This window comes from Streptomyces sp. TLI_146, assembly GCF_002846415.1.
Lineage (GTDB): Bacteria > Actinomycetota > Actinomycetes > Streptomycetales > Streptomycetaceae > Streptomyces.
The window spans coordinates 377450-403837 of sequence record NZ_PJMX01000001.1; the positions used below are offsets into that span (position 1 = coordinate 377450).

The following is a 26388-nucleotide window of genomic DNA, read 5'->3' on the forward strand; positions in this document are numbered from 1 at the left end:
CCCTGATACGACGTCAAATATGCCTGGCGAACTCATCCTTCACCCACATAGGCTCAGCGCATTCCTTCCCAAACCCATGAAGCAAGGTGAAGACAATGACTCTTCGTATATCCAAGCGCGTCGCGGCAATGGCGATAACCACCACCGTGGCAGCGAGCGCCACCATCGCCGGCGCGGCCGGTACTGCCGCCGCTGCCACAGGTGGCGGCTGCACCGGCCCGGCATCCAAATACGCGTGCGTGCGCACGGTCGACAACAACGGCCATACCCATGTGGTATTCGAAGCCGCTTTCGACCCCCTCAACGGTGGGGCGGACTGCCATGTCCGTATGACCGCGTGGGACGACACCGACGGGTGGCCATGGGTGTCCGAGCCCCGACCGTGCGGCAGGGGACATAAGTTTACATTCGACCTGCCCAACCCCACCCCCGGTCACATCTACCGTACGGAGCTGCGCATCGCTCCCGCCAGAAGCGACTTCGAATTCCCGGAAATCGTGACAGCCCCGCCGCTCAGGTACTGACCCACCCTGCACCAGCACACAGCGCCTGCCCTTATCAGGCGTGATAACGATGGCCACCTCTCCGTGAAACCTGATGAGTCGAGGGGGATTTCACCCCTCGACTCTCACAGAACCGTGCGCAACAGTCGCCCGTTACACCGCTCTTGTCGTCCTAATCATCAGACCGACTCCGCATCCGTGGTCAGCCGCCAGTGCGCGAACATGCGGGGGCATCGCCGAACGTTCTCCACAAGCTTCGCGTGGGTCTTCCGCTTGAGTGCGAGCCGTTTGTACATGATCATGCCTGGAGAACACACAAGGAGCCCTGCGGGTTACCGCTGAAACGGATCTGCCCGTAGCGCCCGACGACAACTCCCAGCAAGACGGGTGCTGTCGGTGACCCCAGGATTGACGAGGGTTCTGAGCGGGGTGGGCGTCGCCGTGCTGGACGATGTGGACGCGGCCCGGGAGTGGGCTGCTGCTGGGGAGGCGTCGGCTATCGGGGCGAGCCACTGCCGGTCCGGGCCCGCCCTCACGTCCAATCTCCGGTAGGCGCTGGTGCGTTGCCGCATGGGCGGTACGGACAACGACGCCTGTGGCGAGGGTTGGAGCCGTCCGTCGGAAGCAGCCCTCACCCCATCAGCGCAGCCGTCATCCGATTGATGGCCGCTCTGCAACGGCGCCCCGCCGTTGCCGACTGCGGCGCCTTGACCGTCCATGTAGTTAGGTGCCATATTAGTTGCATGATGGATGACGAGACGGATCGCGAGGCGCCCACGCTGGACCAGGCCAGGCAGCAGGTCGGGCGTTACGGTCTCGACGTCGATCCACAGGCGGTGCTGGTCGCGGTGCGGCTGATCTCCGCCGGTGCGCGGGTCGGCCGGGCGGCCGAGGCGCACTTCTCCCGGTTCGGCCTGTCGACCGGGCGTTACCGGCTGCTCGCCGACCTGGAGGACTGCGGCGGGGAGAAGCCCCCGTCCCGGCTGGCGGCCGACCTCGGTGTCTCCCGGGCCACGGTCACCGGCCTGGTGGACGGCCTGGAGCGGGACGGCCTGGTCGCCCGCCGTGCGTCCGTCGAGGACGGGCGCGGCGCGGTTGTCGTGCTCACCGCCCGTGGTGCGCAGCGCCTACGCGAGATGGCGCCCGAGCACTTCGGACGGCTGGAGGAGATGGTGAGTGGCCTCAGCATCGAGGAGCGCGCGGTCTTCCTGGATCTGCTCGCGCGCGTGGTGCGGGGCAGTTCCGCCCTGACCGAGGAGTAGCCCGGCCCACGTCCGTCCTGGCTCCGCATCTTGGCGGGGCCTGTTTTCCGGCCCAATAGTTAGCTGCCTAATTAGATTGGCCCGGGTGGGTTCTTATCCCCGCCCCGGGTCGAGAGAGAGGCCCGCATGACGTCACCGAAAGACGCTGTCACCCCCGGCCGTGCGGACACCCGTCCGTTCACGCTGTGGCGCGAAGTCCTGACCGCCTACGCCGCCCCGGCACTGATGGCCGGCGCGGCCGGATTCGCCACCGGCCAGAGCGGACTGGTCCTGGCGGCATTCACCTCCATCGCCGGCACCTCCGCCGTGGTGGCGTACCTGCTCGGCGCCTGGCTGCGGCACGGCGGACACCCGCGGCGCTGGACCACCACCCTGCCGCGCCCGGTACTGACGGGGCTGCTGGCCGCCGCCACGACCGCCGCGGCCGCCTCGCTGGGCTGGTTCGCCGCGGGCTGGCTGCCCGCCCACACCGCCGTTCCGACGGGGAAGTGTCTGGACCGGCTCCGCCTGGACCTACCGATCTCCGCCGCCCTCGCCACCACCATCGTCACCCTGCGCTGGCGGGCCGCCATCGGCCGTTGCCGCGCCTGACCTGGACCCTCACCCCACCGACACCCGAGGAATGGACGCACAATGATCACCGTCATGGGAGCCACCGGAGCCACCGGCAGGGCGCTGCTCCAGAGCCTGCGCACGCTCGGCGTGCCCGCCCGCGCGCTGACCCGCACCCCGCAGCAGATAGACGACGCCGCCGACGACCCGCTCGTCGAGGTCCGGTACGCCGACGCCACCGACCCCGGGTCGCTGCACGCCGCCTTCGAGGGCGCCACCCAGCTCTTCCTCGCGATGGCCAACGGCCCCGCGCAGGTCGAACTCGAAACCCGGGCCGTCGACATCGCCGCAGCCGCCGGCATCGGCCACATCGTCAAGATCTCCGCCCCGGCCGCCGAAACCGACTCGCCCGTCGCCGTCTCCCGCGGGCACCACGCCGTTGAGGAGCACCTGCGCGCCGCCGGCCCCGCCCACACGGTCCTGCGGCCCTACGCCTTCATGCAGAACCTGCTGCGCCTGGCCCCGGCCGTGGCGGCCCGGTCCGCGTTCCTCGGCGCCATGGGTGACGCGCCCTGCAACTACGTCGACTGCCGCGACATCGGCGACGTCGCCGCCGCCGCGCTGACCAGGGCCGAGCTCGCCGGCGGCACGTACACCTTGACCGGCCCGGAAACCGTCAGCCACCCCGAACTCGCGGACCGGCTGACCGCGCTGACCGGTACTCGGGTCCGCTACGTCGACCTGCCCGCGCAGGAGCTGCGCGAGAGCCTGGTCCACCACGCCGGGATGCCCGACTGGCTCGCCGACCACGTGATCGAGATCCAGCAACTGGCCAAGGCCCGCCCCGAACGTCCCACCGGCACGGTCGCGGACCTCCTGGGCCGCCCGCCCCGTACCCTGCACGCCTTCCTGCAGGAGCACCGGGCGGACTTCCGTCGCTGACGACGGGCCCCCCTCGCCCACCGGCGGGCAACCAGCCAGCCGATAGCGCCGCCGACCAGCAGCGTGACGGCCCGTACCAGCCAGAGCGGAAGCGTGACGGTCGGGATCCAGGGCTGGATGCTCACCTAGTCCGCGTTGGGCAGCGATCCGCACAAGGGTGTCGTGCCTGCGCAGATAGACCAGCGCAACGATCGCCCGTAGCGAGGGCCGGAGCTTGCACCGGCGGTCACCCTCCCGGGTGACGATGAGCATGGTGACCCACTCGACGAGGGCGTGCGGCAGGTCCAGTGCGACCAACGGGGCTCCCTGGCGGAACAGTTGAGACTTCAGGCACCCCTCTCAACCGCTGGGGGCCTCGTTCGCCATGCCCTCACACCGACAACACACCCGTCAGTCGATTGATGGCCGCTCTGAAAAGGTTCAGCGGTCTTGCCCGGGATCGGCCACGGGGTCCGGAATAAAGAGGCTCAGCCGGTAGGTGGTGGGCTGCATCAGACGCCCACAGAGCATGTCCACCCGCACCGCCGACCAGTCCAACTGCTCCTCTGACGCTCGCAACAGGTGAACGTGCTCACGCCATTCCGTCTCATCCTGCGTCTCGAAGAGCACTTCCCAGTGACCCTCCTCAGCAGCGAGACGAGCGGCGGCTCGCTGCCTTTCCTCGAGCTGCCGCCGCTTCCTCTTTCGTTGTCCTGGCATCGGCCCAGCATCGCCAGAACACGGCACTACGGCAACACGATTACCCACACCACCAACCCACATACAACTGATCACTTGTCAGACAGGATCTGTTCCGCGGCCGAGCCCACGAGCAACCCATTCGGTCCCCTTCCCCCGATCCAGGACCGCTTCGTCGGCAACAGGATCCCTGAACTGGAGCGGGACTGTCCACGCACAAGCCGCGTTGTCCGACCACCGTCCGGTGCCGACCTGCGGCTTGGTCGGCACAAGGTGCGGACAACGGTGCCTGCGGCGATGGTTGGTGCCATCCGCCAGGGCCGTGAAGCGGTTCTCGTGTCAGGAGCCGCCGCACACACGGCCCTATCCCTTGGCGCAGAAGGAGACCCGCGACGAAACGCATCACACGGCGGTGGGCCACCGGCGCGAGCCTCGGCATACTCGCCCTCGCCACGGGCGGGATGCTCCGGGTGTTGTTGAACGGTACACAACAGCTCTCACCGGGTGATCCCCCTGGGGACACGGGTCTTGGGACAGCGATGTGGATCGCTGATGAGGACGGCGCACCGGGCCCGACGGCCCTTCCCTGGCGCATGCAGTGACGGGATGACCGCCGGCCGCGGCGGCATACCGCGCCAAACCGGTTCCCGTCGGGGCCGCCGGGGCATGCCTGCCATTCCGGAGTCGAAGGGGGATCCACCTCATGTCGCACACCCACACCGCACCGGTACCCTGCCGGACCCGCTCGGGCCTGCTCCGCCGTCCGACCGCGTTGGCTGCCGGGGCCACCCTGGCGGTGGCCGGCCTGCTGACCTTCACTGGCCCGGCGCATGCCGAATCCGTCGCGCAGATCACCGGGTCCGCCGCATGAGTGCCGGTCAACGCCCCCTACGTCTACACCGTCACCGTGCCCACCCAGCCCGATTGGTTCTACGGCCTCTCCGCTGCGCTCTCCGGTTCGGCGGCGACCTTCACCGCCGTGACCTCCTCCGACCCCGAGGGGTTCTGCACCATCAGCTCCGGGACGCAGGTGAACTGCTATGCGACCCATCCCGGCATCACCTCCGACACCGTCACCCTGACGGTGCTGCCCACCGCCCCCGGCACGGTGACCGCCGCCGCGCATGTGGACAGCGACACCTACACCGGTGACGACTCCACCACCACAACCATCACCCCGGCCGGCCCGACCTAGCGTCTGGAAGGACACCTGCCGCACCCTCGACCTCAAACTCGCCGACAACAGCGAGCGCCTGGCCCACGTCAAGTTCAGCTGACCCTGTTCGGTCCCCAGGCAGTGCCCGGCCCTTGCGCCGGGCACCGCCGTTCTGCGCGCCCGACGGCCGTGGCGGTGCACTCCAACGGGGTGCGCTATCCCGATGGGCGCGACCTGACCGCCCAGCAGCGCGCCCGGCGGGAGCAGATACGGTTCGAGGCCGCCGAACTGTTCGCGCGCCGCGTCCCGCCGCCGCACCGCTGCGGGTCTCCCGGAAATCGGGCCTTACGCCTGGTACGCGCGCTGGCGCGGCGGTGGGGTGCGCGCCCTGCGTTCCCAAGGTCCCTGCGGTCGGCCGTCCCGGATGCGGGCGCCCTGGCGGGCTCATCTGGCGGCGGCGCTGGCGCAAGGTCCTGTCGCCCACGGCTGGGCGGAAGACCAGAGACGCGAACGGAGCCTGGCGAACCTTGCCTCGTGCACCACCAACGAACTCGCCGCCCTGGCCCGGACCCGGCTGAAGAAGCTCCAGTACCAATCCCACCTGCTCGACGGATTCATCGCCGAAACCGGCCTACTCCACACACCGCCCTAAGCGTCGCCCTCAAGCGAAATCCTCAGTGGTCAGCCGGCCCCTGCCGGCCCGTTACACGGAGATCGTGACGTCACGGGCCGCCGCCACGGCCCCCCGCAACGTCACGACCAGCTACGGGCGTCGTTCCGCTCACGGGGGTACGGACCGGCGCCCGCCGTCGCCACCACGATGAGCCCGCACCGGGTGCCCGGTGCGGGCAGGACCGACGTGGCACGGTCTGCGTCCGTTCCCACCAACTGCCCGGCGCATAGGGATGGTTGGGCCCGCACGAACGAGCCCGCACCACCCGGGGTACTCGGGGGTGCGGGCTCATCCGTGACGTCACCCTGTGGAACCGGGAGGACGGGGGTTCACGTGCGGGGCCGCGCTCGCGGGGTGGGGGTCGTCAGACTGCGGTCAGGGTGTACGTCCCCGTTCCGTCCTGCCTGCCGCTGGAGTACTGGCGGATCAACTCGCCGTCGGCGTACCGGTCGTGGCCCATCATGGAGCCGGTGTACTTGTTCTGAAGGCCGATCTTCGTGCTGCCGGGTACGTCGCGGTAGATGTAGAACCGCTGGAGGTCGTCCTCTCCGCAGTTGGCCGTTGTCAGGTAGGCCTGCTCCTGGTTGGCGATGTTCGCCGGGATGGTCGCGCAGCCGCCGTTGCCCCAGTTCCACAGGGACGCCTCGATGACCCCGTTTCGCTCGGTCACGTTGCACAGGCGCCAGTTGTCCAGGTGGGCGCTGAAGAAGTTCGATTCGCGCAGGCGGATGCCGTCGTTGGCCAGGAGCGGTGCGCTCCAGTTCAGGGGCTTGCCGGGGACGCCGATCCGGTAGACGGCGGGCTGGCAGTTCAGGGCAGCCTGCGTGACGGGCTTGGCGGCCTGCGTGGCCTTCATGTTCTGGACGGCCTTGGCGGCTGTTGCGGCGTTGTCGGCGTCGTGCTTGGCCTGGTCGGCCTTGGCCGAGGGGACGGGACCCGCCGGGTGCTTCGCGACGGCGGCGGGCGAGCCGCAGTCCAACAGGCCCTGGGCCTTGGCCATGATGCTGGTGGCGGGGACCTTGTCCTCGCAGCGCACCGCGCCCTCTTCGAGAGTGGTGTACGTGGTGTAGGACCCGGTGTCGGGGCCCTCAACCCACTTCAGGCCGCCCGCATCCGACCGGTTGCAGTTGAGGCTCCCGTACGTACCCGTGACCTTCTTCGTGCCCTCGTACAGACCGTAGTAGCCGGGCTTGCGGAAGTCCCACGAGATCGACTTGTTCGTGGTCGAGGTGTGGGTGTAGTTGACCTGCACGTTCAGGCCGAGCATGCCCCCGACCATACCGAGGGCCTCGACCTGGAAGTTGCCCTGGATGTTGCCGTTGACGCCGACGGACACCGAGATGGTGTCCTGGACGCTGGTGTCCACGCTCTGCGAACCGGTGGAGCCGTCGGTGACATACCAGCCCTTGAAATGGGTGATCACCGGGGATACCTCGGTGCTCTTGATGATCGGGCGGCGGGTCCCGAGATCGGCTGCGGTACACGTCTGGCCGGGCTGGACCGTCTGCCCGGAGGCGGGCGCGGCCGGGGCGGCGGCAGCCGGGGTGGCGGCCAGGCCCACGGCCGCCGCCGCGGTGGCTATGAGCGCTCCGAGTCCTCTGCCCAGGCGGGTTCCTGTGCGGCGCATCGTCGTTTCCCCCTGTTTGTGTGTGGTCTGTGAGATGAGTGTGAGTGAAACTAGCGTCACCGAGGACGGCAGGTCTAGACCACAACTGGCCAAATACGATCAAGAAACGTCGTGTTCTCGGTAGGCATGAACGGGAGTTGCCCGGTTCCATACCTTCGGTGCGCCCACCAACGGGCCACCGCCGGAAGGGACCACCTTTTGAAACACGTCAGACGCTGCGTGGTGGCACTCGCCTCGCTCGCTCTCACCCTGACCACCCTCACCACAACGGCTCAGGCCGCCACACCCCCGCCGCCGCACCCGGCCCGCGCCACCACGCCCCCGGCCGCGCCCGGCAAGACCTGCGGCCCGGTCGCGCCCGGGACCAAGGCCTACAAGGAAGGCGCGGTGAAGTCCTGCATCGAGGTCCGCCCCGGAAAGGCCCGGACCGCCCCCAAGCCCCGTATTGGGGTGACGGGTTGCATCGGGGACAAGGGGTACGCCTCGACCCGGCACAGCTACTGCCTGGAAGCCACTGCCGACTACACCCTCTACGGCAAGGACGCCAACACCGGCGCGGAGGTGGAGATCGGCAAGTCCACCATGCACATAGCCCAGCACGCCTCCCTCGACTATCGGGGGGCGTCCTGGAAGGAGCAGGTGGAAGCCACGGTCGTCCAGGGGACACCCACCATCGGCGAGATGATCTTCGATTTCGAGGCCTCGTGCTCGGGCCAGTGCACGCTGGCCAACCGCAGGATGCGCTCGAACATCGGCATTGGCGAAACCAAGACGGCCGCCTTCACCTTTCAGACCACGGTCGGCAACAACGCACAGACCGAGATCGTGCCGTCCTACCATCTGAGCGCGTACTCCACCAAAGAGAACGACCCCAGCGGGCACCACGAACTCAACAACCGGTGGAACAACCCCAACACGCTGCGCTGTGACCAGGCGGTCAGCAAGGATGCGAACACCGGCTGCATCGTCATGGGAAACATGGCCGATGTGAAGATCTCCATTGCCAAGTACGGTGCTGCGGCCATCACCTACCAGTGGGCACAGAAGACGCTGATCGGCGGCAACTTCGGAACGCCGGGCCACACGCTGAACCGGTTCCGCGACGACGACGGCAAGATCAGGGACCGTAACCGCTACCAGTCCTGCGAGGCCGCCCCGAACCCCTTCAAACCCATCCTCGGCACACCGGAGAAAGACTCGTGTGACGAGTTCCCGTTCGCCGCGACCTCGCAGGGCGGCACCAACGGAAACCTGTGCTCGGAGATACAGCCGTGGTTCAACTCCGCCACCGGCCAGTGGGAAGTCAAGCTACTCAGGTATCCAGGGCCGATGGTGAACTGCGTCCGCAGTCATGTGCCGATCAGCCAGAACACCGGCGCGGGCAGCGAGTACGGCAACGCCATCCTGACCGAACGCATCCTGGACGGCGAGAACTTCACCGTCACCATCACCGACTAGGCGTCGGCCGGAGACAACAGCGGGCCCCCTCCCCACCGCGCCGGGGAAGGGGCTGTTCGCCGTTGCGGGTGCCGCGGTAGAGCGGGCGGCCGGCGGACCGGCCCATACCGCGTGAACGCCGCTCACCGCCGAGAACGCCGTCTACCCATTGATTCCGTATTTATCCAATATTGACTGGACACACCTACGGTCACGTAACGAACGAATCCCGTCCCACACTCCACAGGAGACGCTCATGTTACGAAGATCGCGAATCGGGATCATCGCCGCCCTAGCGGCCACCGTACTGCTGGCCGGCGGGATGGAGGCGTCCGCCCTCGCCGCGCCGGGTGTCGCGAAACCGGCCCCGACGGCGGGCGTACGCATGGGTACCGACGGCCAGGACGCGCCCCTGCGGCCAATCTCCGAACGTACGGCCGAGGCGCTGCGGGAGCGCCGGGCGAGCCCGCAGGCCGCGGCCGCGGCAGGGCCGGTCGACGCCCTTCAGGCGCTCGTCGACATCATCGCCTATCTGATCCAGATCTTCAGCAACCACAAGGCCAAGGACCAGGGGGCCTTCGTCCAAGGCGTGATCAACGACTCGTGCGCCATGGTCCAGGGCCATTACAACGTGTTGATGGTCAAGGAAGAAGCCTCCTACGACACCCACTTCAACGGCGTGCGCTGGGAGGGCCGGCTCCACTACAGCTGGGACGGCTCTGCCACATACCACTACTGGATCTTCGAATCCGGCAGCTTCCGTCTGAGGAGCGACGGCGGGTGGCGCAACTGGGGCTTCTGCGGGCGCTACACCAGGAACGGTCCCGACGTCGTCTTCCAGCAGGCCGACGGGAACAGCCTGAAGAAGCAGGACCAGCAGAACAAGTGCGTGGACGTGCAGTCGAGTTCCACCAACAGGGGCACCCCGATCCAGATGTACGACTGCAACACAACGAACGCGCAGTGGTGGTACCGGGACGGACTCGCGCTCAGGTCCGGCCTGCCCGGCAACAAGTGCCTCGACGCGGGCGGAGGCGGCTGGACCGACAAGGTACAGCTGTGGGACTGCAACGGGAGCCCGCCCCAGCAGTGGGACTACGTCGGCAACGGCTCCCTGCGCAACCGCAAATGGAACTACTGCCTGGACATCCCCAACGGTGACACCGGCAACGGCAACCGGCTCCAGATGATGCCGTGCAGCGACGGCCCCTCTCAGCGGTTCACCCTTCCCTAGCCCCGGAGACGAGACGAAGATGACGACTACAGCAGTCCGGCGCGGCGCGCGCATCACGCTGCTCGCCTGCACGGCACTCGCGCTCGGAGCCGGCGGTGTCCTCCCGGCCCAGGCCGCGCCCGCCCGTCCGGCGGCCGCACACGCCACCGCCGACGACGAGGTGAACATCACCCAGGGGCAGCCCGTCTGGGGGCTCGACCAACGGCTGCGCGACCTCCACCAGCAGAACAAGTCCAAGAGCCGGGGCGACTATGTCCAGAGCCTGGTCAACGGCCTGGGCCCGTCCCTGAACGGCCATTACAACCTGCTCGTGACGGTCTCCGACGCCCGCTTCACCCACAACCTCACCGGCTTCAGATTCCGGGCCCTGGTACGGAAGTCGAGCGGCGTCTACTACAACATCTGGGTCTTCGAATCGGGCGACTTCCAGCTCCAGAGCGACGGCGGCTGGTCCAACTGGGGTTTCTACGGGCACGGGAACCGGTCAGGCGGGAACGTCTCCTTCCAGCGGGTCCCCGGCGGCGAGATCCAGGGCGAGGACGGAAAATGCCTGGACGTCGCCGGCTCCCGGGCCGAGAACGGCCGGGCCATCCAGACGTACGACTGCAACAACACCAACGCCCAGTGGTGGCGCCGCGAAGGCTCGGCACTGCGCGCCGGTGACCTGGGCAACTGGTGCCTGGACGCGGCGGGTGCGTCCACGGGTGCACAGGCCCAGCTCTGGGTGTGCAACGGCACGCCGCCTCAGCAGTGGTCCTACGAGTCAGGGCAGTTACGGAACGCCCAGTGGGGGTACTGCCTGGACGTGCCCAACGGCAATACGTCCAATGGCAGTCGGCTCCAGATGTCCGCGTGCGACGGGTCCGACCGGCAGCGGTTCACGATCCCCGGAGACTGATCACCCCGACGCGTACCGGACGCGGGCCGTAGCGGTCCGCGTCCGGCACACGTCGGCGGGCGCCGGCGCACAGCGGGCATCGAGAGAATCCGCCCGCCCAGCCGTCACCAGCCGCCCGCAACTGCCGCACGGCCGACCCGAACCCCCGCCCCCATAACGCTTACGCGTGAGGGACGTGCGGCACGCCCGCGACCACGTCACCCCGATGACGGACCCGCTGTACGACAGCGCACGACTCGTCGTGACCCGTGACCCGTGACCCGTGACCCGTGACACCGGACCGTGACTTTCGCAACATCACCTCAGGCGGGAGCCGGTTGGGTCTCGGGGTACGGGCTGAGCATGGTGTCGAAGTAGCCCTCCGGGGTTTCCTCCAGGAACGTCGACAGGTTTTCCAGGAAGGCGCGTAGCGGGGGCGTCGCGTTGTGCCGGTCCAGGTCTTCCTGGGAGCGCCAGACCTCGTACAGGAAGAAGCGGCCGTCCTCGTGTTCGTGGAGGTGGTACTGCAGGTTGCCGGGCTCTTGCCGGGTGGGTTCCACGAAGGAGGAGAGGATGCGCCGGACCTCGTCCGCGCGCTCCGGCCTGGGGCGCAGGAACCCATAGAGGGCGATGGGGCGATCGGTGTTCGTCATGACCCTCACGCTAAGATCTCACATCAATGTGAGGTTCAAGGGATTGTGAGGAGCAGCACATGAAGATCGGTGAGCTCGCCGCCGCGACGGGCACCTCAGTCCGGCTGCTGCGCTACTACGAGGAGCAGAGCCTCCTGGAGTCCTCCCGCCTCGACAGCGGCCACCGCCGCTACGACGACAGTGCCCCCGCCGTGGTCCGCCGGATTCGCGCACTGCTGGATGCCGGCCTGCCCACCCGGGTCATCCGCGACCTGCTGCCGTGCGTTCGCCAGGACGGTACGGTCGCCGATTGCCAGCTGGAGACCCTCCAGGAGCACCTCCAGGGGCTGGATGACAGGATCACCGCACTGTCGGAAACCCGCACCTCTCTGGCCGGACTCATCTCCGCCACCCAGGCCCGCGAGCCGGCACTCGCGTAACACCACCACCGCTGTCGCATGTCCGCGGCGGCGAACTACTGGCCGCGGCAAGCAGACCACGGTGGTACGGCGGCTGGACGCCCGCGTACAACCTCTGTCCCACCGTCCCGCCCGAGAGCCTTCAGCCCGTACGAAGGCTGTCCGCATTTTCCCCTGCACACCGCGGGTCAACTTCCGCGAAGGCCAACTCGTTCGGGAACCACCCCACATCTCAGATGCTTGTACTCACCCCGGCCGCAGGTGTGGCAGGAACGGGCCTTGAGCTGCTCGGTGTCACCGAGGCCGCCAATGCCCGAGTCGCGCCAGACCCGCTCGCCAAGGGCTTCGCTGAGGCGCTGTTCGAGGCGGCGGACCGGGCTGCGAGGCGGCCGGTACGGGCATCGGCAGCCGCGAGGCCGACCTTGAGCGAGGCGCGGGTGACCGCAGGGTCGCGGCCGCCGGCTCGGCGGCCTGGGCGCGGATCTGAGTGAGTACGCGGTGGCGGACCGGCGCCCGGCAAGCCCATGCCGATTCGCCCGCCTGCGGACAGAGCTGCCCGGCCGATCCGCCTCGTTCCCGCAGCCCGACGCTGACCGCAACGGCCCTCAGGGGCACCGGCGAAGCGACCGCGATCCGTGTTCCGGGTTGCCCGACCTACATAATGTCAGTATGACGATTACGGAGGCGGAGATATCGGCCGCCCATCGGGAGCTCGCCCGCGCCCTGGTCGGCCACGACGTCTACCCGGTCGAGTTCGGCGCGGCTGGCGAAGGCCATCCCTTTGTGCGGGTCGAGGACGGTGTGATCCACCGTTTCCTGATGGACCGCGGGCAGCAGCACGACTTGGGCACGTACACCGACCTGGATGAGTTCATGTACGTCGTCGCGGAGGAAGCCACCAGCTCCATCGCCCGGCGGTGGGAGCTGGGCCAGCGTCACAAATGGCCTGAAGGCCGGGACTCGCGTATCGGCTGGGTCGCCAAGCAGCTCCAGCTCCTCAGCACCTTGAATCCCGTGTGGGCGCAACGCTTCAGGTTCACCGTCGAGACTCGATTTCCCGGGTTGTCCCTCGCCGACGTTGACGAGCACCCCGTCAACGAATCGCTGATATCACGCCTCACACCATGGCGGGTAGGGCGTGGACGGCACCGATGAAACTCCCGCGATCCGACGACAAGCTGCTGGTCGTAGCCTGAATGGTCACCGGAAGTCCGCCCGCCGAGCGGTGGGAGACGATCTCCGATAGCGCGGGAAATGACCTCAACCGACAGGTGTGATGCTGCACCGGTGAACAGTGGCGCGATACCAGAGCAGGCTGCGGCGCTGCGGCTGACCGACCCGTACCAGGCGCTCTCGGCCCTGGAGGCGGCTGTGCCCGGAATGGCTTCGTTGCGCCGGGCCGAGCCGACACGCTTCGATTGGGCGGCAGTCGAGTCCGGTCTCGGTGCGGCGCTGCCCGATGACTTCACACTCCTCGCGGAGCTGTATCCGCCTCTGAGTTTCGGCGACTGCATGGTCTTCCACACGTCGCCGCTCGGCGCGGAGCAGGAGTGGGCCGAGGCTGCGCTCGCCACCTGAAAGGATCAGTCCGCCACCCACCGGGCGCCGCTCGTCATTCATCCAGCCGGCGCAGGTCCTCCTCGTTCCACTTCCTGGTGTCGCGCGGCTCGGTGTAGGGCTCCTTCTCCGGTGGCAGGCCGCCCGCGATCGCCCGCTGCCGCACCGTCTCGGCGTCGAACTCCAGCCCGAGCAGGATCGCCAGGTTGCTGATCCACAGCCAGACGAGGAAGACAATGACCCCGGCCATGGTGCCGTAGGTCTTGTTGTACGAGGCGAAGTTGGCGACGTAGAACGCGAACGCGGCCGATGCGACCAGCCAGATGACCAAGGCGAGGAAGCTGCCCGGGGTGATCCACTTGAATCCCTTCACCCTCGCGTTCGGACTCGCCCAGTACAGAAGCGCGATCATAATCGTGACCAGCACCACCAGGACGGGCCACTTGGCGATCGACCACACCGTCAGCGCGGTGTCGCCGATCCCCAGGGCCTTTCCGGCCTGGCGGGCCAGCGTGCCGGTGAAGACGACGATCAAGGCGCTGACGACCGCAAGCAGCAGCAGGACGACCGTCAGCCCGACGCGCACGGGAAGGATCTTCCACACCGGGCGGCCTTCCGGCATGTCGTAGACCTGGTTGGCGGCGCGGATGAACGCCGCCACGTATCCGGAGGCCGACCACACCGCCAGGACGATACCGACGATCGCCATGATCGACCCGATACCTGCGTTGTCCTGCAACTGCGAGACGGCATCTGTGATGATGTCACGGGCGGAGCCGGGAGCGAACTGCTTGATATTGCTCAGCAGCCTGTTTGTGGTTGACCTACCGGTGAGGCCGAGCAACGACACCAGCACCAGCAGGGCCGGGAACAGTGACAGCAGACCGTAGTACGTCAGCGCCGCGGCCCGGTCGGTCAGCTCGTCGTCCTTGAACTCCTTGAGGCTGCCCTTCAGCACCGCCCCCCACGCCCTCTTCGGAAGCTTCGTCGGCGTGTCCGGCGCACGACGCTCCACCGCGGGCCCGGGACCCACCTCCTCAGGACGCGGGATGTCCCCTTCCGAGGTCTCGCCGCTGCCGTGGTGCTCTTTACGCCCAGGAAGATGCAACTTCATACCCGCCGAGTACCCCCGGTCACCCGCTCAATCAGGATGTTGATGCGGCTGGAGACTCCGCAGTCACTGCTTTCCAGGACGATCTCGTCGGTGGGGGAACAGGCCCCGGGGAGCCGGGTTTCGCCTGCCAGGAACCCCGCGGGGCAGGTAAAGGTGACCCAGCTCGTGAACTGCCATGCGGCAGCAGCGTTACGCTGCCTCGCTCGCCTCGCCGGTCCCGATGGCACGCCACCAACTGTCGCAGAGCACGGAACAGCGCCTTACGATCGTCCACCGCGACTGACGTCAGGACCGGGCACGCGAATGCCCTGCCGTTCGCGTGCCGGGGTCTCGCCTCAGCCCCGGAGGAGGTGTCCTTCACCAACTCGCATGCCGAACTCCGCGACCGCATCGCCGAGACGGTGCGCGCCCCGGCCGCCCGCTACGCGTAGCGCACTCGCCTTCGCGAGCAAGTGGGGTGTACGCCTCCCCTGCGTTGCCGTGTTGTCCGCGGACAACACGTGTTGTCCACCTGTCTGCACCTGCCGACCTCGACGTTTTTGTGTCGGCTCTGGCGGACAACGCCCCCTCCCGCCACGGTGTCGCGGTGCCCGTACGGCACAGCGGAGCACAGTACGAGCCGCCGTCAGAACCGCCCGTTGGGTCGACGCCGGCACCGGCCAAAGATCCACAGCCAGCAGGGAATCACCAGGCCCTGCCCCCTGCGGATCCCGCCTTTCAACCTCTGCCGATCTCAGAGGCGGAGGAACTCTGGAGGTGAACATGAACAAGCAGACGGAACTGCTCAAACGGCGATTAACCAGTGGCTTGCTGTCCCTCGCCCTGGTCACCGCCGCCCTGATCACATCAGCGGGCGCCGTGCAGGCGCAGCCGCCGACCAGCACGAAGAGCGCGCCCACCTCGACAGCCACCGCCGGCTGCGCCCATTTGCGCGCCGCGCTGAAGACCATGAAGCCGGGCAAGGCCGCCTGTATGGACAAGGTGGCCGCAGTACCCGACACAGCCGCGGTGAAGCACTGGCAACGCTCGCTCACCGTGGCTCCCGGCGCCGTTCCGTGCCAACTCGGGCAGCTCGCGCTGGACCGTACGTCCTCGTGCTACGAGGAGTTCACCACGTACAGGGTGATACAGGTGCCCGGTGGCGAGGTCCTCGGCACGGGGACGATCGGGGTGGCGTCCACGACCGCCCTCGACACGGAGTCCCGAACCTGGCGGCACAACGTCCGGCTCGGACTGCTGGATGCCACGGGCGTCGTGGCGATCGGCACGACCGCGAACGTAAGTCTCGACTGCACGACGGGCACCACCGGTGGCAATCCCCCGTGCACCGCGGTCGGAGGCGGCGTCCAAAGCCTGCCGTATCCGACCACCAACGTGGACTACCCGTTCAGCGTCACCTCGCCCAACGTGACGTACCCGAGCTGGGATCAGTACACGCACAGCCCGACCCCGATCCTGACAGTGTTCAATCCCGCGGCCACAGAGCAGGCACCGCCGGGACGTATGAGCCAGGCGGGGCAGGTGCGCTGTGACAGCACGCCGTACGTCAGCAGTCGCGCGGGAGGCTGCGTCTATCCCGCGTACACACCGACCTACAGCATCAGCGTCCACGACCCCCTGGTGGACCAGGTGGCCTGGCACATCCTCTGGGCCCAGCAGAACCTCAACAACGCCTGGGGGGTCGAAGGCGTGGGTCCCGCGCTGCACCGCACGACCAGCAGGGACGTCATCAACGCCAACCGCCGTACCGCGTGCCCTCGCTCGCGCCACCGCCCACCGGGCACGTCGTGCGACGAGTACCCGTTCGCCTCGAGCTATGAGGGGGCCTCGCGCAACGCCGACTACTCCTGGCACATGGTGCCCAGGGACCAGAACTCCCGGGAAGGCGGTTCCGACTACCGGCTGAAGTTCTACCGGGACAACCGCGTCCTCGACCATGATGCCTTCTGGGTTCACATCGTCAGGTAGAGAGGGCACGGCACATGACGCAGCCGACCACGCACCGACGGGCCAGGCTCGGTGTCGAGTCCGGGCAGTACTTCCTCTTCAGCCCGGACACCGGCATGCAGGCTCTTCCGGGGCTGCCCGAGCGAGTCGACAACGGCGTGGCCGTCGTCGCCGACGACGGGGTGTGTCTCCTGTCCGGCATGGACAGCGGTGACATCTGGCTCGGAGTCGAGGTCTGGGAGGCACCGCCACCCCTCGACCTGGACTCCTGGGACGACGTGGTGGAGACGACCATCACGTCCACCACCGGGGAGTTGACCCCGGCCGAGGTGAACGCGGAGCCGGACGAGGAACAAGTCGACTGGCCGAACCTCGCCGCGACCGGGCCAGGCACCTACCGCCTGCGGATCAGTGTGCGAGGCCGCGACGCAGGAGCCGACGCCGACTATCTGGAGGAGGACGAGGAACCGGTCGAGGAACACCGCCTCCAGGCGTGGCCGGCACCGGCAGAGCCCGACGTGATCCACCAGGCCGGCGACAGGATAGGAGCCTACTGGCGTACCGGAGCCTGACCGTGGCCGTCCGCGGGGCCTGACCCTCGCGGACTCGGCCGTCTCGCCAGCCGAGACAAGGACGTGAATCCCGTCCGCGACGAACCAGGCGGCTGAGAAGGGTGGCAGGCCGGGCCGACGCGCAGGGCTTGGACCTTCACATACGAGGTGTTCTGCCGGTACGGCGCCGCGCAGACGACGGTGACCCGGCCGCCGCAAGAGGCGGACGCTGTTGGCTAATTCCGCCCTGCTGGATCTGATCCAGCAGGGCGGAGTGGTGCGAAGTGGCTGGTGCGGGTGCGGGCAAGTGGGGTGTTCGTCAGGTGCGCGTCGATGCCGACGAGGTTGATCGCGGCGCCGGTGAGCTGGTGCTGGAGGCTGGTTCTGGCCAGCCCTCGGTAGCGCGACCTGCGCAGGCCGCAGCGCCCGACTGCTTGGGAGATGGCGCCTTCGACTCCGGCACGGATCTTGTATCGCTCCTTGCACTCCTCGGTCTGCTGCAGAGCATGACCGTGGGCGCCTGCCGGACCCGGGCGGCGCGCCTTCTCTGCTCGGCCGCTGGGGTGGAACCGCCTGCGCGTCGGCGCGTCGCACGGTATCGTGCGCGGCCGGCCGGGGGGATCCTCTGCTGACGATGATCCGTCCCGGCTGGTCCGCGCCCTGCCGTCTGTGTGTGTGTTTGTGCTGCTTCTCTGCCTCGCTCTGCCCACGATGGGCAGGGCCGACGCTGCCGAGGACGCTTCGACGGACTGCCGAGCCGACCAGCTCAAGAGGGCCGAGGTCACGGCATTGGCTGGGTTCAAACACCGTGGCGACGACTTCAGCATGGTCACGAGCACCGTGGACATCAGCGTGCCAGCCGCTTGGACTCACGCCTCCGACCTGCTCCTGGACGCCCATTCGCCCGCCTATCGGTCTGCGCTGGCGTGCCTGGTGGGCAAACCCCCGCAAGATCAGGGCGACTTCCGTGATGACGAGTGGCGGTTCAAGCCGGTGACGGTGAAGGCCGACGGCCAGAGGGACCAGTACCGTACGAGTGGCGAGCGTGGCGAAATCATCACACTCCGTTATACGCAGGGCTGATGCGCTGAGGTGTCGGACGCCAAGGGCGGGCAGGAGTTGAGTCAACGCTCAACCAGCCGCGGACGCGGGGCTTCATCCGTGGATTCCGCGTCGGCGTCCTCGGTGCCGACCGGGCCGCGGGGAAGCATCCGGTCCAGCCACTTCGGCAGCCACCAGTTGGTCCGGCCGAGGAGTGTCATGGTCGCCGGTACCAGCACCATGCGTACGACTGTGGCGTCGATGAAGATCGCGGTGGCCAGGCCAAGCCCGAACATTTTGGTGGAGGGGTCCTCGGCGACGGCGAAGGACAGGAAGACCGCCACCATGATGAGGGCGGCCGACGTGATGATCCGGGCGGTGCGCGAGACGCCCTCGACGATCGCCGTGTCGTTGTCGCCGGTGCGCAGGTACTCCTCGCGTACACGGGAGAGGAGGAACACCTCGTAGTCCATCGACAGGCCGAACAGGATGGCGAAGAGGAACATCGGGATGAACGACACGATCGGAACCGTTGCTTCCAGTCCGATGAGGGCGCCTCCCCAGCCCCACTGGAAGACCGCGACCATGATGCCGTAGGACGCGCCGATGCTCAGCAGGTTCAGCAGTACCGCCTTGAGCGGTACGAGTATCGAGCGGAAGACCAGCATCAGCAGCAGGAACGACATCGCCAGTACGGCGGCGACGAACACCGGCAGGCGTTGGCTGGTGCGTCGGCCCACGTCGGACAGGCTCGCGGCGGCGCCTCCGACGTGGGCCCTGGCCGGGTCGCGCCCGATCGCCGTGGGCAGCACGTCGGTGCGCAGCCGGGCGATGGTGTCGGCCGTGGCCTTGTCCTGAGGGCTGGTGGTCGGGAACACCACGAAGGTCGCGATGCCGGTCGCCCGATCGATCTGCGTCGGCGCGACGGATGCGATGCCCGGATCCGCCGCGACCGTGGTGACGAGACGGTCCACCACTCCCCCATCGCCGGAGGGGTCCGCGGCGATGACGAGGGGACCGTTGGTGCCCGGGCCGAACCCCTCGGCGACGAGGTCGTAGGCGCGGCGTTCAGTACGGCTCTGCGGCAGTGAGCCGTCGTCGGGCAGGCCGACGCGCAGGCCGAGCACGGGCAGCGCCGCCGTCAGCAGCAGCCCCGCCGCGCCGACCGCGTACGGCACCGGGTGCCGGCTGACGTGTCCGATCCAGCGACGCCACCCGGCGGCATGGGCGGCACCTGCCGCCGGGTGGCGCCGCCGCGCGAATCGGCCCAACTTCCTGGTCTGCAGAGCCCGGACGATCCGGCCGGCCCGGGCCAGCCGCGGCCCGGCCGCGCCCAGGAAGGCCGGCAGCAACGTCACCGACGCGAGCACCATCGTCAGGACGACGATCGAGACGGCAAACCCGCCCACCGTCATGAACGGCACGTTCGCGACCGCCATGCCGAGGATCGATACGACGACGGTGCCGCCGGCGAAGACCACGGGCCGCCCCGCCGTTGCCACCGCCCGTCCGGCTGCCTCGTGTGGCTCGAGCCCGCGCGCGAGGTACTCGCGGTGTCTGGCGAGCACGAAAAGCGCGTAGTCGATGCCCACGCCGAGCCCGACCATGCTGCCCAGGACCGGTGCGAAGGTGGGGACGTCCGTCACCCCCGCCAGTACCGTCACCGTGGCAACGCCGACGGTCAGCCCGAAGACCGCCATGCCGATCGGCAGCGCCGCGGCGACGAGCGAACCGAACGCCAGGAACAGGATCGCGGCGGCGGCAAGGATCCCGATCAACTCGCTTGCGCCGCCGTCGGGATCGGAGAAGGCGTAGAAGAGACTCCCGCCCATCTCGACCCGCAGGGGCAGCTCGGCGCGCAGCCGGTCGCCGAGATCGACGAGGGCGTGGAGGTCCTCGGCCGACAGTCGGCTCTGGTCGGGGTACTGCACGCGGACAACCGCTATCCGCCCGTCGGCCGAGACAAGTCCGCCGCGCACGGCGGTGCCCCGGCCTGCGTCGAGTGCCCGCGCCGGGTCGCTCGTGCCGAGCACGTGCGGCAGCCGCTTCACGTCGGCCTGCAGCCGCGTGAGAGCGGTGCGCGCGCCGTCGTCGTCGAAGAAGGTCGCACCGCCGTCGCGGGGGGTGACGACCACTTGGGCAGTCATACCCTCCTGACCCGTGCCCGCCCGCTCGATCAGTTCCGCGGCCCGTTGGGAGTCCAGTCCCGGAGCGGTCATCGAGTCCGCGGTCCGCCCGCCGAAGGCGACGGCGGCCAGGACGGCAAGCATGGCGGCGAGCAGCCATGCCGCGATCACCCGCCAGGGGTGTCGGGCGGCGCTTGTCCCCAGGCGCAACAGGGCTTTCGAGAGCATCGGGTCCTCCAACCACCTCGGCGGCCGTCCTTGTACGGCCGCCGATGCCGAGACTCGTCGCCACGGCGCTCCGCTACATCGGCCCGCAGGCCGCCGATCCGTCGGCCCCGGGGCGGAGTGAGGACCCGTCCTTTCGGCCGATGCGCGGCACGCCGCGGCCCCTAGGCTGAGAACCGTGCTCCGAGACGACCTGCGAACCCTGTGGACCGAACCCCGGCCGCCCGCCGCACCCGCCCGCGTGCGGCGGGACTGGGCGCTGCTCGCCGCGGGCCTTGCCGGTGTGGCACTGGAGGCCACCCTGCGCGAGAACGTCGTGTGGCGGCCGGTGGCGGTGGTGTTCGCCGTATGGCTGTGCCTGCTGCCCCTGTGGCGCCGGACCCGCCCGCTGGCGACGGTCACCCTGGGGTTCGGCGCGGTGATCCTGCTCCAGGTGGCCTCGCTCGTCGCCGGGCCGCGCGAGCCCGTCGGCCTGTACACCGGCGCCCTCGTGCTCGTGCTCGTGTACGCGCTGCCCCGGTGGGGATCGGGACGCGAGATCGTGCTGGGCAGCGCGGTGATCCTCGCGGCGGATGCGCTGTGTGTCGTCACGGACGAGAACCCGGTCGTCGAAAAGGTCGTGGGCTTCGTCTTCCTGCTGCTGCCCGGCGTGGTCGGGGCTGCCGTACGGTTCCGGGTGACCGCTCGCGAGCGGCAGTTGGAGCAGGTGCGCTCCCGCGAGCGCGAGCAGCTCGCCCGGGAACTGCACGACACGGTGGCCCACCACGTGTCGGCCATGGTGATCATCGCCCAGGCGGGCCGGGTGCTCGCGGGCGCCGACCCGTCCGCCGCCGTCGAGGCACTGGAGGGGGTCGAGGAGGAAGGGGCGCGCACACTGGAGGAAATGCGCGCCATGGTCGCCGCGCTGCGCGACCGCGGGATCGGCGCCGAACTGGCGCCCCCCGCCGGAGTCGCGGATCTGGAGTGCCTGGTGCGCACCCCGGGCGGTCGCCTCAAGGTCGACCTGGGGCTCGACGGCGAACTGGACGCGCTGCCCCCGGCCGTGGACGCGGCCGTCTACCGGATCGTGCAGGAGTCGGTGACCAACGCGCTGCGCCATGCGGTCGACGCGACCGAGCTCGTCGTCCGGGTCGCCGCGGAACGGCACACGGTACGAGTGAGCGTGCGCGACAACGGCCGACGCACCGGCCGCGGTCGCGACGGATACGGACTTACCGGACTGCGCGAGCGCGCGACCCTGCTCGGCGGCACACTACAAGCCGGCCCGGATACTGACCGAGGCTGGCATGTCGAAGCCGAACTGCCGAGAGCGAGGAGCGAGAACGGTGTCCATTCGCGTCCTCGTCGCTGACGACCAGACGATCATCCGCACCGGGTTGCGGATCATACTCAACGCCCAGCCCGGCATCGAGGTGGTCGGCGAGGCCGCCGACGGGCGGGAAGCGGTACGTCTGGCCCGCGAACTACGCCCCGACGTCTGCCTGTTCGACATCCGCATGCCCATACTCGACGGACTCGAAGCCACCCGGCTGATCGCCGGCCCGGGCGTCACCGACCCGCTGGCCGTGGTCGTCATCACCACGTTCGACCTCGACGAGTACGTCTACGGCTCACTGCGTGCCGGCGCCCGCGGATTCCTCCTCAAGGACACGGGACCCGACCTTCTGGCACAGGCCGTACGGTCGGCGTCCGACGGTGAGGCCCTCATCGCGCCCAGCGTCACCGTCCGCCTGCTGCAGACATTCGCGGACCTGCCCGCCGGCCGGCGCATGGCCCAGCCGGTCTCCCCCGTCACCGCCCGCGAGGAGCAGGTGCTCCTCGCCGTCGCTCGCGGGCTGACCAACACCGAGGTCGCCGACGCACTGCACATCAGCCTCAGCACGGTGAAGACGCATCTGGCCAGCCTGATGGCCAAACTCGGCGCCCGCAACCGGGTCGAGATCGCGATGTGGGCCTACGAAACGCGCCGTATCCTCCCCGGAACCTGAACCGGGTCCGGGCCACGTCCCATGAGCCAGCCTCGGCCCGGACAACCGTGCACCGATCGGCTCACGTCGGCTCCACGCGCCTCACCCGCCCCAGAGCGTGACGCACCACGAGGCGGGAACTGGGACGGTGAGACACCCCGATACGACAAAATTCCCGACAGCAACCTCGCCCCGTCTCCACCTGCACGCCTCAATGACCTGGATCAAAGACCTCACCAGGACCACCCCATGTGCTGAGGGGGCAGTGGTCGACGACTTCGAACAACTGGTCCGCCTCAGCCAGGCCCCGGCTCGGTTGCGCCCCACACACACGGCGCATCGCTGAGGACGAGAGTCCCCCGGCATTTGGGGGTACTGGGGGTGGGTCACCGCGTTCGGGGCCGCGCCCCCGGACCGCCACCAGCGCACCCGGCGCGTGTCTGCCCGTGGAGGCATCCATGCCACTCCCCCGCTCATGACCGCAATCCTGGTGGGTTCCTGTTCCTGGACCAGCCCGGAGCTCGCGTCCTCCGGCTGGTATCCGCCCGGCTCCCGCGACACCGAGGGTCGGCTGCGTCACTACGCCTCGCGGTTTCCCGTGGTGGAGGTCGACTCCACGTACTACGCCCTGCCCAGCGCCCACAATTCCCGCCTGTGGGCCGCGCGCACACCCACCGGCTTCACCTTCGACGTCAAGGCATTCGCAGCCCTCACGGGCCACCCGTTCCCCGCCCGCGCGCTTCCGCCCGAACTACGGCCGACCGGGCCCGCCAACGCACGGCTGCACCCCAACAAGCTACCCAGAGCCACACTCGACGAATTGTGGGCCCGCTTCCACGCGGGCATCGAGCCGTTGCGCGCCGCCGGGCGGCTCGGCAGTGCGCTGTTCCAGTTCCCGCCGTGGTTCCGCCCCGGCGCAGAGGCGAGGGCACGCATCGAGGAGTGCCGGGCGAGAGCCGAAGTGCCGATCACCGTCGAGTTCCGGCACCCCGACTGGCTCAGCGACGGCCAACTCGACGACACCCTGCGCTTTCTGTCGGAGCTTCACATCCCCCTCGTGGGTGTGGACGCACCGGGGATGCCCGCTGTCGCCGAGGCCACCTCGCCACACCTGTCCGTCGTACGGTTCCACGGCCGCAGCCTTGCCTGGGGCACCGGCTCGAAGGAGGAGCGCTACCGCCACCAGTACACAGCCGAGGAACTCAAACCCTGGGTCCCACGCCTGCGGGCACTCGCCCGTGCCAGCGCCCACGTGCACGCGCTGTTCAACAACTGCTGCGGCGACGCGGCGGTCCGGGCGGCCGAGACGATGGCAGAGCTACTGGCAGCGCGGTAGAGGCCGCGCACACGGGCACTGTCGGTACCGAGCGGCGGTTACCCCTCCTCCCCTGCGGGCGCGCTCACCTGGCGCATTCAACGCCTCACCCAGCAGTCCACTCCGGCCGTCCGAGCACGAGCCGCCCGATACCGGACGGCCCGGGGCACCCGAACGGACCTCGCGGCCCCGCGTCAGCCGCTTCCTGCGCAGCAGCCCAGCTGGGCACGGGGACACGGCAGCCGCTGACCGCCGAGCACTACGCGTCGCCCAGCGGGGGGGCATCGGCCTTGTCGGAGCCACCTCGCCGTTGGGCTGGCTTGGGTACCGTTCTGGGGGGAGACGCCTGAACGGACGGAGGCACCATGCCCTGCCGAACGCTTGAGCCGATCCGGCCCCTCAACAGGTCGGGGGCGAGTTGATGCTGGAAGAAGCCGAGGAGATCGGCCGCCGGGCTCGGCGTGCCCGCCTGCGCCTGGGCATGCCCCAGGCCGACCTTGCCGCCGCCCTGGGCAAATCGCAGGGCTGGGTCTCCAAGATGGAACACGGCCTCATCGAACTGGACCGGTCGGCGTACTGACCCTGCTGGCGGCCGAACTCCACGTACACCCCAACGACCTGATCGGCCGCCCCTACACCAGCTCTCCCGACGAGAACCAGTGGCAGGTCGCCGCGACCTCTATCCTGCGGGAGCTGCGCCGCTACGACCGGGCACCGACGGTCAGCCGAGCCCCCCCCCCGTCAACCTTGTCGGTTCGAGGCCGTCCTCCCGGCTACGTATGGATCCACCCGCCCGGGGAGATGAACAGCGCCCCTGTTATCGTGCGCCGATGTCCATGATCAAGCAGTTCCAAGTGACCTTCGACTGCGCGGAACCTGCGCGCCTGGCCGCCTTCTGGTGCGAGGTGCTGGGGTACGTCGTACCAGCAGTCCCGGAGGGCTTTGCCACGTGGGAGGAGTACCACCGCTCGCTGCCTCCTGAGGATGAGATCTACTTCGCGTGCACTGATCCCTCGGGTGTGGGCCCGCGTGTGCTCTTCCAGCGAGTTCCCGAAGGCAAGGTCGTCAAGAACCGGGTGCATCTCGATGTGCGGGTGGCCACCGGCCTCGTGGGTGAGGAGCGCCTGGCCACACTCGAGGCCGAATGCGCACGACTGATGGCGCTCGGCGCGAAACACGTGCTGACGCAGCGCGCCGACGGCGTCAACGAGTCGTGCATCACGATGCAGGACATCGAGGGCAACGAGTTCTGCCTCGACTGATTCTCCTCCGAGACTGCGAGGGGGGGAGCCGTCTCCCGGGGGCCTCTCAGGCCCACCTGCGGCGGGAGCTATCCCGTGAGAGCGAGGCTGCGCAGTAGGGCGATGCCGAGCATGGCGTGTCGGGCGCCGTCGCCCTGGAGACGGGGTCGCGGAGGATCTTCCAGGTCTTCATGCGGGCGAAGACGTGCTCGACGCGGGCCCGGACCTGTTGGTGCGAGCGAGAGTGCTCGCGCTTCCAGCCCGGCAACTCTTCGCCCAGGGTGCGGCGGTGGGGCGTGAGGAGGCCACTGCCCGGATAGCCGCCGTCGGCCATCCTGCCCCCTGCCACCTACACCGGTTTCAGACCGACCAACAAATGGAGGGGCGGCGTCGCCTGGCGGCGGCGAATGACGGGGGGATGGCTATGCGCCCGTCCACTGGTTGCGGTCATGCTCTAATCGCCGCATGACGAAGATCGAATCAGAGCTGATACGGCGTTGGCTGAACGGCTGGACCGTGGCTCGCTGCCTGCCCGAGGCCGAGCCGGTCGGGTCCACCGGCGACGGCCTGCGGTCCAAGTGCGACCAACCCGGCCGCGAGGTCGAGGTGTTCGCGCTGCGTGCGGACGAGGAGCCCGAGTCCTTGGCACGGCTGGCGACAGCCGTCGCCGCCGCAAGGCAGACCACCTGGCTCACCGTACCTACGCTGCGCCCCGAAACCGTCGAAGCCGTCGTCGGCGCCGCCGGACTGGAGTTGCTCCACCGGTCCGAGTGGTTCATGACGACCGATCTGACCGAGCACCCGCAGCACGCGCCAGCCGCGCCGTACGAGCGCGAGGTCCGCACGGAGGGACCAGTCACAGTCGTCTCCCTCCATGACTCCTCCGGAGGGGTGGCGGCGCGCGGCACCGTCGCCGTGGTCGGCGCCGATGCGATCGCCGATCGCATCGAGACGGACGCGGCGCACCGTCGACGCGGCCTCGGGCGCGCCATGATGAGCGCTCTGGCGGAGACCGCCGTGGCCCAGGGCGCCCGTACCGGTCTCCTCATCGCCAGTGAGGAAGGCCAACGCCTCTACTCCGCCCTCGGCTGGCGCCACGAAGCCGACGTCCTGATCGCCCGGGGACCGGTGGTTCCCTCCAACCGGTAGGGCTGGCTCACACCAGCCGATCTGCCCGTATGCACGGCGCGCTCCTGCGGATTTCACCACGAAGATGGCTGGTTCGGGCGTCAGCCCGACCGTCGGGGCTCGGTCAATCCTCCGAGGCGACGGGCTCCCTCTGGAACTCGCCTCGGTACTGAGCCTGGACGAG

General features: G+C 68.9%; 25 protein-coding genes and 4 pseudogenes. 21 read left to right on the forward strand and 8 right to left on the reverse strand.

Translation table 11 applies throughout. From position 1 onward, the window contains the following. Positions 1–95 precede the first annotated feature (95 nt). The 4 genes from BX283_RS39935 (at position 96) to BX283_RS01750 (ending at position 3259) form a co-directional block, all read left to right on the forward strand. Entirely contained in the window at positions 96–524 is a 429-nt protein-coding gene (locus BX283_RS39935) for a hypothetical protein (RefSeq protein ID WP_143676342.1), read from the forward strand. A gap of 722 nt (positions 525–1246) precedes the next feature. Continuing rightward, entirely contained in the window at positions 1247–1765 is a 519-nt protein-coding gene (locus tag BX283_RS01740; RefSeq protein WP_101385905.1) for a MarR family winged helix-turn-helix transcriptional regulator, read from the forward strand. Positions 1766–1891: 126 nt separating this feature from the next. Next, positions 1892–2356, forward strand: a complete 465-nt coding sequence (locus BX283_RS01745) for a hypothetical protein (protein WP_101385906.1) — start codon at positions 1892–1894, stop codon at positions 2354–2356. A 54-nt stretch (positions 2357–2410) separates the two neighbouring features. Continuing rightward, on the forward strand, positions 2411–3259 hold the full coding sequence (locus BX283_RS01750; protein WP_306822769.1) for an NmrA family NAD(P)-binding protein: 849 nt from the start codon (positions 2411–2413) through the stop codon (positions 3257–3259). 111 nt (positions 3260–3370) lie between these two features. Here the strand turns inward: BX283_RS01750 and BX283_RS01760 are convergent. Continuing rightward, a pseudogene (locus BX283_RS01760) lies at positions 3371–3511 on the reverse strand (IS5/IS1182 family transposase); the annotation flags it as partial. 168 nt (positions 3512–3679) lie between these two features. Beyond that, the gene (locus tag BX283_RS01765) at positions 3680–3868 is read right to left on the reverse strand and encodes a hypothetical protein (protein WP_257581729.1); all 189 of its coding nucleotides are present in this window, start codon (positions 3866–3868) and stop codon (positions 3680–3682) included. A 772-nt stretch (positions 3869–4640) separates the two neighbouring features. On the opposite strand from BX283_RS01765, the gene BX283_RS40390 reads away from it, so the two are divergent. Then, entirely contained in the window at positions 4641–4808 is a 168-nt protein-coding gene (locus BX283_RS40390) for a hypothetical protein (protein ID WP_180357009.1), read from the forward strand. Beyond that, complete coding sequence (locus tag BX283_RS01770) at positions 4809–5132, forward strand: hypothetical protein (protein ID WP_101385909.1); 324 nt, start codon at positions 4809–4811, stop codon at positions 5130–5132. Positions 5133–6130: 998 nt separating this feature from the next. On the opposite strand, the gene BX283_RS01780 is transcribed toward BX283_RS01770, so the two are convergent. After that, a complete protein-coding gene (locus BX283_RS01780) occupies positions 6131–7393 on the reverse strand; it encodes a hypothetical protein (protein ID WP_218976495.1) in 1263 nt (420 codons plus the stop codon). 198 nt (positions 7394–7591) lie between these two features. Here BX283_RS01780 and BX283_RS01785 point away from each other — a divergent pair, with 198 nt between their 5' ends. The 3 genes from BX283_RS01785 (at position 7592) to BX283_RS01795 (ending at position 10962) form a co-directional block, all read left to right on the forward strand. Next, complete coding sequence (locus BX283_RS01785) at positions 7592–8851, forward strand: hypothetical protein (RefSeq protein ID WP_143676343.1); 1260 nt, start codon at positions 7592–7594, stop codon at positions 8849–8851. 235 nt (positions 8852–9086) lie between these two features. Continuing rightward, entirely contained in the window at positions 9087–10064 is a 978-nt protein-coding gene (locus BX283_RS01790) for a ricin-type beta-trefoil lectin domain protein (protein WP_101385912.1), read from the forward strand. Between the two features lie 19 nt (positions 10065–10083). Then, positions 10084–10962 (forward strand): ricin-type beta-trefoil lectin domain protein, encoded by an 879-nt coding sequence (locus BX283_RS01795; protein ID WP_101385913.1) that lies wholly within the window; start codon positions 10084–10086, stop codon positions 10960–10962. 302 nt (positions 10963–11264) lie between these two features. On the opposite strand, the gene BX283_RS01800 is transcribed toward BX283_RS01795, so the two are convergent. Continuing rightward, positions 11265–11594 (reverse strand): putative quinol monooxygenase, encoded by a 330-nt coding sequence (locus BX283_RS01800; RefSeq protein WP_101385914.1) that lies wholly within the window; start codon positions 11592–11594, stop codon positions 11265–11267. Between the two features lie 59 nt (positions 11595–11653). Here BX283_RS01800 and BX283_RS01805 point away from each other — a divergent pair, with 59 nt between their 5' ends. From BX283_RS01805 to BX283_RS01815, 3 genes are all read left to right on the forward strand, one after another. Beyond that, entirely contained in the window at positions 11654–12013 is a 360-nt protein-coding gene (locus BX283_RS01805; protein WP_101385915.1) for a MerR family transcriptional regulator, read from the forward strand. A gap of 648 nt (positions 12014–12661) precedes the next feature. After that, on the forward strand, positions 12662–13147 hold the full coding sequence (locus BX283_RS01810) for an Imm63 family immunity protein (protein ID WP_101385916.1): 486 nt from the start codon (positions 12662–12664) through the stop codon (positions 13145–13147). A gap of 99 nt (positions 13148–13246) precedes the next feature. Further along, positions 13247–13570: a hypothetical protein gene (locus BX283_RS01815; protein ID WP_143676344.1), complete on the forward strand. Its 324-nt coding sequence runs from the start codon at positions 13247–13249 to the stop codon at positions 13568–13570. 34 nt (positions 13571–13604) lie between these two features. Here BX283_RS01815 and BX283_RS01820 read toward each other — a convergent pair whose 3' ends face one another. Beyond that, the gene (locus BX283_RS01820) at positions 13605–14663 is read right to left on the reverse strand and encodes a YihY/virulence factor BrkB family protein (RefSeq protein ID WP_101385918.1); all 1059 of its coding nucleotides are present in this window, start codon (positions 14661–14663) and stop codon (positions 13605–13607) included. Between the two features lie 762 nt (positions 14664–15425). Here BX283_RS01820 and BX283_RS40395 point away from each other — a divergent pair. Together BX283_RS40395 and BX283_RS01830 are read left to right on the forward strand one after the other, a co-directional pair. Beyond that, a complete protein-coding gene (locus BX283_RS40395; RefSeq protein ID WP_180357010.1) occupies positions 15426–16631 on the forward strand; it encodes a NucA/NucB deoxyribonuclease domain-containing protein in 1206 nt (401 codons plus the stop codon). Positions 16632–16645: 14 nt separating this feature from the next. Beyond that, positions 16646–17182, forward strand: a complete 537-nt coding sequence (locus tag BX283_RS01830; RefSeq protein WP_101385920.1) for a hypothetical protein — start codon at positions 16646–16648, stop codon at positions 17180–17182. 215 nt (positions 17183–17397) lie between these two features. Here BX283_RS01830 and BX283_RS01835 read toward each other — a convergent pair. Continuing rightward, positions 17398–17676: pseudogene (locus BX283_RS01835) on the reverse strand (transposase); the annotation flags it as partial. 196 nt (positions 17677–17872) lie between these two features. Here BX283_RS01835 and BX283_RS40400 point away from each other — a divergent pair. After that, the gene (locus BX283_RS40400; RefSeq protein ID WP_218976599.1) at positions 17873–18244 is read left to right on the forward strand and encodes a DUF6185 family protein; all 372 of its coding nucleotides are present in this window, start codon (positions 17873–17875) and stop codon (positions 18242–18244) included. A 41-nt stretch (positions 18245–18285) separates the two neighbouring features. Here the strand turns inward: BX283_RS40400 and BX283_RS01845 are convergent, their stop codons facing one another. Next, complete coding sequence (locus BX283_RS01845; RefSeq protein ID WP_101392082.1) at positions 18286–20556, reverse strand: MMPL family transporter; 2271 nt, start codon at positions 20554–20556, stop codon at positions 18286–18288. Positions 20557–20731: 175 nt separating this feature from the next. On the opposite strand from BX283_RS01845, the gene BX283_RS01850 reads away from it, so the two are divergent. From BX283_RS01850 to BX283_RS01870, 5 genes and pseudogenes are all read left to right on the forward strand, one after another. Then, positions 20732–21904: a sensor histidine kinase gene (locus BX283_RS01850; protein ID WP_101385922.1), complete on the forward strand. Its 1173-nt coding sequence runs from the start codon at positions 20732–20734 to the stop codon at positions 21902–21904. Beyond that, positions 21879–22541 carry a response regulator transcription factor gene (locus BX283_RS01855; protein ID WP_101385923.1) on the forward strand — a complete coding sequence of 221 codons (663 nt, stop codon included), beginning with the start codon at positions 21879–21881 and terminating at the stop codon, positions 22539–22541. Before BX283_RS01850 ends, BX283_RS01855 begins: the two co-directional genes overlap by 26 nt. A gap of 454 nt (positions 22542–22995) precedes the next feature. Beyond that, on the forward strand, positions 22996–23856 hold the full coding sequence (locus tag BX283_RS01860; RefSeq protein WP_101385924.1) for a DUF72 domain-containing protein: 861 nt from the start codon (positions 22996–22998) through the stop codon (positions 23854–23856). Between the two features lie 400 nt (positions 23857–24256). Beyond that, positions 24257–24570 (forward strand): annotated as a pseudogene (locus BX283_RS01865) (helix-turn-helix domain-containing protein); the annotation flags it as partial. Between the two features lie 95 nt (positions 24571–24665). Beyond that, complete coding sequence (locus BX283_RS01870; RefSeq protein ID WP_101385925.1) at positions 24666–25097, forward strand: VOC family protein; 432 nt, start codon at positions 24666–24668, stop codon at positions 25095–25097. Positions 25098–25165: 68 nt separating this feature from the next. Here the strand turns inward: BX283_RS01870 and BX283_RS01875 are convergent. Further along, a pseudogene (locus BX283_RS01875) lies at positions 25166–25410 on the reverse strand (transposase family protein); the annotation flags it as partial. Positions 25411–25541: 131 nt separating this feature from the next. Here BX283_RS01875 and BX283_RS01880 point away from each other — a divergent pair. After that, positions 25542–26225, forward strand: coding sequence for a GNAT family N-acetyltransferase (locus BX283_RS01880; protein WP_107503661.1), 684 nt, complete (start codon positions 25542–25544; stop codon positions 26223–26225). Positions 26226–26388 lie beyond the last annotated feature (163 nt).